The sequence below is a fragment of the Pseudonocardia lutea genome (assembly GCF_042658055.1).
GTDB lineage: Bacteria > Actinomycetota > Actinomycetes > Mycobacteriales > Pseudonocardiaceae > Pseudonocardia > Pseudonocardia lutea.
The window spans coordinates 43,799-49,798 of the sequence record NZ_JBHSQK010000056.1 but is presented as its reverse complement, the minus strand read 5'-3'; the positions used below and the strand labels follow the sequence as shown (position 1 = coordinate 49,798).

The window sequence follows — 6,000 nt, the reverse complement described above, 5'->3', positions numbered from 1 at the left end:
CCGTCGCCAGAGGGTCAGCTTTCAGCCGTCGTCAGCAGGGGTGTGCGAGCCGGACGAGATCCCGGCCCGATCCGCGCCGCTCCCGTCGGAGGCACCCAGCTCTCCGTTCGACCGCCTCCTCCCAGCGGGCACACCCGGAAGCGCGCCACACACCCTGCCGTTCGCCTCGCACCCGCCGGGCCGCCGCACACCCACCAGGCCGCGGCACCCGCCCAGCTGCCGCGCATCGGCCGGGTCGCCGCACCCCGCCAGGCCGCCACACACCCAGCCGTGTCCGAGAGCACACCCTCGACGTCCGTGACACATCCCGTCGACGGCCTGTGCCGCGACGATCGGGGTGTGCGAGCCGGGCGAGATCGCGGCCCGATCCGCCCCACTGCCCGTCGCGGGCACCCGCTGTCGTTCAACCGCTCCTCCACAGCCGGCGCACCCGGAAGCGCGTCCCGCACCAGGTCGACGGGATGTGTCGCCGACGCCCGGGGTGTGTCCCGAGGTCGGAGCGGGTGTGCGAGCCGGAGAAGATCCCGGCCCACGCCGCCCCACTTCCGGCGCGGGCACCCCGCTGCGCCCCGTTCCCGTTCGACCGCTCCCTCGACAGCCGGCACACCCGGAAGCGCGTCCCACACCCCGTCGACGGGGTGCATCGCCGACGCTCCGGGGTGTGCCCCGAGGCCGGAACGGGTGTGCAAGCCGGACAAGATCCCGGCCGATCCGCCCCACTGTCCGTCGCGGGCAGCCGGTTCCCGTTCAACCGCTCCCTCGACCGCCGGCACACCCGGAAGCGCGTTCCACACCCCGTCGACGGGATGTGTCGCCGACGCCCGGGGTGTGTCCCGAGGTCGGAACGGGTGTACGAGGCCGGAACGGGTGTCCCGAGCCCGGCGCGTACGCAACCTCGGACCGCGTGCGCAACCTCGAACCGCGTGCGCAACCTCGAACCGCGTGCGCAACCTCGAACCGCGTGCGCAACCTCGAACCGCGTGCGCAACCTCGAACCGCGTGCGCAACCTCGAACCGCGTGCGCAACCTCGAACCGCGTGCGCAACCTCGAACCGCGTGCGCAACCTCGAACCGCGTGCGCAACCTCGAACCGCGTGCGCAACCTCGAACCGCGTGCGCAACCTCGAACCGCGTGCGCAACCTCGAACCGCGTGCGCAACCTCGAACCGCGTGCGCAACCTCGAACCGCGTGCGCAACCTCGAACCGCGTGCGCAACCTCGAACCGCGTGCGCAACCTCGAACCGCGTGCGCAACCTCGAACCGCGTGCGCAACCTCGAACCGCGTGCGCAACCTCGAACCGCGTGCGCAACCTCGAACCGCGTGCGCAACCTCGAACCGCGTGCGCAACCTCGAACCGCGTGCGCAACCTCGAACCGCGTGCGCAACCTCGAACCGCGTGCGCAACCTCGAACCGCGTGCGCAACCTCGAACCGCGTGCGCAACCTCGGACCGCGTGCGCAACCTCGGACCGCAGGTGCAACCTCGGACCCGGTGTGCGTCGGAGCGGGTGTGCGAGGTCGGGGCAGGTGCGAGGGCGGGCGGTGTGCGACGAGCGGGGGTCACGCTCCTGCGAGCACCGGTGCTTCCGGAACCCACTCCTCAGAAGAGCCAGTAGCCTCCGAGCACCGCGACCGCGATTCCGATCACGAGCCAGGCGGCGAGGGCGCCCGCGCGCCCGTCCCGCCGGTCCGCCACCACCTGCGCGACGACGGCGGCGGCCGCGGCCAGCCCGTGGCCCACGAGCATCCCCGTCCCCGGCCCCGCCGAGCCGGTCCGTGTGGTGAAGGCCCAGCCCGCCAGCAGCACCACGAACAGCCCGACGAGCCCGGCGGCCAGGACCCCCGAGGTCCCGCGCAGCACCCGCCCGGGCAGGCCCCGCCCCCGGTGCGCCCGGGTCCGCGCCGCCGTCACGGGACCAGGTCGTCCCACGGCGCCGCCGCCGGGCCCACGGCCTGGCCCTCGGGGCAGTGCCGGCGGACGTCGCAGGCGGCGCACCGGGAGCCGGGGCGCGGCGGGAAGAGGGCGTCGGCGCCGCCGCCCGCGGCGAGGGCGTCGGCGGCGTCGGCGGCCTCGAGGGCACCGCGCTCGGCCCGCTCGACGTGCGCGGCCAGGGACGCGTCGTCGTGCTCCCAGGCGGCGACGGTGCCGGTCGGCAGGTGGTGCAGCTCCACGCGACGGCAGTCGCGGCGCAGCGTCCGCGCGGCGCCGAGCGCGTAGAACGCGAGCGCGGCCGAGTCCCGGGCGTCGGCCGGTTCGGGCACGTGCCGCCCGGTCTTGTAGTCGACGATCACCGCCGCGTTCCCGGAGGCGTCGATCCGGTCCACCCGACCTTCGGCGACGATCGCGGCGGTCGGGGCCGACACCCAGCGCTCGACGCCCAGCGGCTCCGGTCGGCCCTCGACGTGCTCAGCCACGTAGTCCGCCGTCCAGTCCCGGGCCCGGCCGCGGTACTCCGTCTCCTGGGCCGAGTCGCGGAAGCCCTCGCCGGACCAGTTGCGGTCGACGAGCGCTGCAGCCTGCTCGGGGGTCCGCTCGCGGGCCGGGCGCAGGTAGAGGGCACGCAGCGCGAGGTGCACGACCGCGCCCAGGGTGCTCGCCGCCCGCGGGCCGCCGCGCGGCGGCGGGGGCTTCTCGACGTAGGTCAGCCGGTAGCGCCGCGGGCAGGACTCCCAGGTCGCGAGCCGAGCGGGCGTGATGCGCACCAGCGGCCGGGCCCAGCGGGCGGCCTCCCGGGCGGCCCCGGCGGGCAGGCCCGGGTCGTCGACGAGATCGTCGAGCAGGTCGTCGAAGCCGAGCTGGCCGCCGCTCCCGGCGGCGCGGGAGGAGGAACCGGGCACCGCGACACGGTACCGGCCGGGCGGGCGCGGCCCGCGATCAGGCGCCCTCCAGCACCTCCGCTCCGGTGGCCTTCGCGAGCAGCTCCTCGAGGGCCTCCGGCGCGGTCGTCTCGGCGGCGATCGGGGTCGTCTTGTTGGTGCCGTGGAAGTCGCTCGACCCGGTCGGGACCAGGCCGAGCTCGCCCGCGACGCCCCGCAGCAGCTCCCGGTCCGCGGGGTCGTGGTCGGGGTGGTCGACCTCCACGCCGGCCAGCCCGATCCGGGCCAGATCGGCCAGCACCGACGTCTCGATGACCCGCCCGCGCCGGCGTGCCAGCGGGTGCGCGAACACCGCCACGCCGCCCGCCTCGACGATCATCTCGACGGCCCGCTCGACCGGGGTGTCGGACTTCGGCACGTAGTACTTGCTGCCGGTGCGCAGGATGCTGGCGAAGGCCTCGTTCACCGACCCGACGACGCCGGCCGCCACCAGCGCCCGCCCCAGGTGCGGGCGACCGGGCGTGGTGCCCTCGGGGACCAGGTCGAACACGCGCTCGGCGTCGAGCTGCGGATGGTCGACGGCGACGTTGCGGGCCATCGCCCGCAGCCGCTCGACGCGCTCGGCCACCAGCCGGCGCTGCTCGGCGACGATCGCGGGGTGCTCCGGGTCGAACAGGTAGCCGAGCACGTGCACGGAGACGGTGGCCTTGTCGCCGGGCGTCTCCGGCCGCCCGGTCGGGCTCACGCAGGAGAACTCCGCCCCGCGGACCAGGCGCATCCCGCGCGGGAGGACCGCGGCGGCCCGCTCCCAGCCGCCGGTGGTGTCGTGGTCGGTGAGCGCGAGCGTCATGACGCCCGCGGCGGCCGCCGTCGCGACCAGCTCCTCCGGGGTCTCGGTGCCGTCCGAGACGGTCGAGTGGGTGTGCAGGTCGATCAGGGCCACGCGCCGACCCTAGATCAGGCGGGCGGGATCGGCGCCGCTCACCGCCGCCAGCGGCTCTTCGCGAGCATGCCCGTGGCCCGGGTCTTGCCCTTCTCGCCGAACACCAGCTCGGAGAGCGCCTCGTAGATCTCCTCCGGCCGCGGCATGTAGTCGATCCGGTTCAGCGCCTGGATCTGGCCGGCGGACTCCACGATCAGCGTGCCGTAGCCCAGGAACCGGCCGCCGATGCTGCGCTCGAAGGTGAGGTCGGTGACCTTGCCGAGCGGCATCATGCCGACGCTGTGCGTGATGATGCCCTGCGCGAGCATCACCCGCTTGTCCGTGATCACGATCCGCTCGATCCACCAGAGGATCGAGTTCACCACGAAGCGCAGCACGGCGACCAGCGCCAGGTAGAAGGTCAGGTTGTCGACGAGCGCCTCGCCGAACCCGCCGGGCTCGCCGACCCGCCCCTCCAGCAGCCGGTCGATCGCGATCATCGCGATGAGGAACAGCGCCGTCTGCGTGATGTGCGGGATCATGACGGCCCAGTGTTGGCGCACCCGGATGACCCGCCGCTCGGTGGGGAGCAGGTACTCGTCGATCTCCCGGGGCGCGAGCATCAGGGCGCCAGGCTGGAGAGGAAGGTCGTGATGTTCGTGCCGACGCCGTACAGCCAGTTGCCGATGCCGTTCACGGCACCCGAGGCGCCGCTGGGGTTCGTCACGATGAAGAACACAACCAGGGCGATGACGATCAACCCGGTCAGCTTCTTGACGTTCACACGACCACCGTTCCGGCAGGAGGAGCTGGCAAGATCAGAAAATACCGACATCCCCGACGTGAGGATACGGCCACGCGGGGAGCGTACCGTTCCCACCGATGACCGAGGGTAGCCGACACGTCCCCTGTGTGGGCGCTATCGCGCACGACGCGTCCGGCAGGTTACTGCTGATCAAACGGGGCACGGAGCCCGGGCGAGGGCTCTGGTCCCTGCCCGGCGGGCACGTCGAGCCGGGCGAGGACGACTCCGCAGCGCTCGTGCGCGAGATGGCGGAGGAGACCGGACTGACCGTGGAGCCCGGGCCGCACGTCGGCACGGTCCTGATCGGACCGTACCGGATCGCGGACTACCGCTGCACCGTCGTCGGCGGCGCGCTCACCCCGGGCGACGACGCCGCCGACGCCCGCTGGGTCGACGCCGCCGAGTTCGCGGCGCTCCCCCTCGTCGACGGCCTCGCCGAGACGCTCGCCGGCTGGGCGGTCCTCCCGCGCTGACCCCGGCGGCCCCGCCGAACGCGCCGCACCGTGCCGCCCCGCCGCACCCGCACCCCGATGCACGAACGGCACCCTCGCTCACCAGGGGTGCGCGAGAGTGCCGTTCGTCCCGGATCGACTCAGGAGGCCGGCACCGGGCGGCCCGGCTGCTCCCCGCCGCGGGTGTCGCCGTAGCTCCGCTTGGGAACCATCACCTTGCGCCGGAAGGTGCACACGACGGTGCCGTCCTGCTTGTAGCCGCGGGTCTCCACGTAGACCACGCCGCGGTCGTCCTTCGACTTCGACTCGGTCTTGTCGAGGACCTCGGTCTCCCCGTAGATCGTGTCGCCGTGGAAGGTCGGCTTGGTGTGCTTGAGCGACTCGACCTCGAGGTTCGCGATCGCCTTGCCCGAGACGTCCGGCACGGACATGCCCAGCAGCAGCGAGTAGATGTAGTTCCCGACGACGACGTTGCGCTTGAAGTCCGTCGTCTCCTCCGCGTAGTGCGCGTCCATGTGGAGGGGATGGTGGTTCATCGTCAGGAGGCAGAAGAGGTGGTCGTCGTACTCGGTGACCGTCTTCCCGGGCCAGTGCTTGTACACCGCCCCGACCTCGAACTCCTCGTAGTAACGGCCGAACTGCAACGTTCTCGCCTCCATCGCCGACAATCCGTACGGCCGGGTAATCTAGCCGCTGGCCCGCGCCCGGGAGGCGCGGCGCGATCACGGTCACGCACGGCCGTCGAGTGGCGGAGGAGGTGGACGCGCGATGGATCCGGCGCCAGGCAGTAGTACCGAGCGCGTCCCCGCCGCGCCCGCCGTGGGCTGAGTCACTCCCGAGTCACTCCCGAGTCACTCCCGAGTCACTCCCTCTCATTCCTGCGGCGTCCGGCGAGGCGTGCCCTCCCCCGCGTCCCCGCCCGACACTCGCCGCAGGAGGTGCGCCGTGCCGCCCCTGTCCTCCCTCCGCCCCGCCTTCAAGGCGGCGGGCTCCCGCGCCCGCC

The 6,000-nt window shown here is 73.4% G+C and carries 7 protein-coding genes; 1 reads left to right on the top strand and 6 read right to left on the bottom strand.

Features of this window, described 5'->3' with window-relative positions:
* Positions 1-1,601 precede the first annotated feature (1,601 nt).
* The 5 genes from ACFQH9_RS21525 to ACFQH9_RS21505 are packed head-to-tail and all read right to left on the bottom strand — an operon-like array spanning position 1,602 to position 4,524.
* Entirely contained in the window at positions 1,602-1,913 is a 312-nt protein-coding gene (locus ACFQH9_RS21525) for a hypothetical protein (protein ID WP_379568243.1), read from the bottom strand.
* Complete coding sequence (locus tag ACFQH9_RS21520) at positions 1,910-2,839, bottom strand: RecB family exonuclease (protein ID WP_379568241.1); 930 nt, start codon at positions 2,837-2,839, stop codon at positions 1,910-1,912. Before ACFQH9_RS21520 ends, ACFQH9_RS21525 begins: the two co-directional genes overlap by 4 nt.
* A 37-nt stretch (positions 2,840-2,876) precedes the next feature.
* On the bottom strand, positions 2,877-3,761 hold the full coding sequence (locus tag ACFQH9_RS21515) for a PHP domain-containing protein (RefSeq protein WP_379568239.1): 885 nt from the start codon (positions 3,759-3,761) through the stop codon (positions 2,877-2,879).
* 38 nt (positions 3,762-3,799) lie between these two features.
* Positions 3,800-4,363 carry a PH domain-containing protein gene (locus ACFQH9_RS21510; protein WP_379568236.1) on the bottom strand — a complete coding sequence of 188 codons (564 nt, stop codon included), beginning with the start codon at positions 4,361-4,363 and terminating at the stop codon, positions 3,800-3,802.
* Positions 4,363-4,524 (bottom strand): hypothetical protein, encoded by a 162-nt coding sequence (locus ACFQH9_RS21505; protein ID WP_379568234.1) that lies wholly within the window; start codon positions 4,522-4,524, stop codon positions 4,363-4,365. The genes ACFQH9_RS21510 and ACFQH9_RS21505 overlap by 1 nt, the downstream gene beginning before the upstream one ends.
* A gap of 98 nt (positions 4,525-4,622) precedes the next feature.
* On the opposite strand from ACFQH9_RS21505, the gene ACFQH9_RS21500 reads away from it, so the two are divergent.
* Positions 4,623-5,018, top strand: a complete 396-nt coding sequence (locus ACFQH9_RS21500) for an NUDIX hydrolase (RefSeq protein WP_379568232.1) — start codon at positions 4,623-4,625, stop codon at positions 5,016-5,018.
* Between the two features lie 119 nt (positions 5,019-5,137).
* On the opposite strand, the gene ACFQH9_RS21495 is transcribed toward ACFQH9_RS21500, so the two are convergent.
* Positions 5,138-5,641, bottom strand: a complete 504-nt coding sequence (locus ACFQH9_RS21495; RefSeq protein ID WP_379568230.1) for a MaoC family dehydratase — start codon at positions 5,639-5,641, stop codon at positions 5,138-5,140.
* Positions 5,642-6,000: the final 359 nt, after the last annotated feature.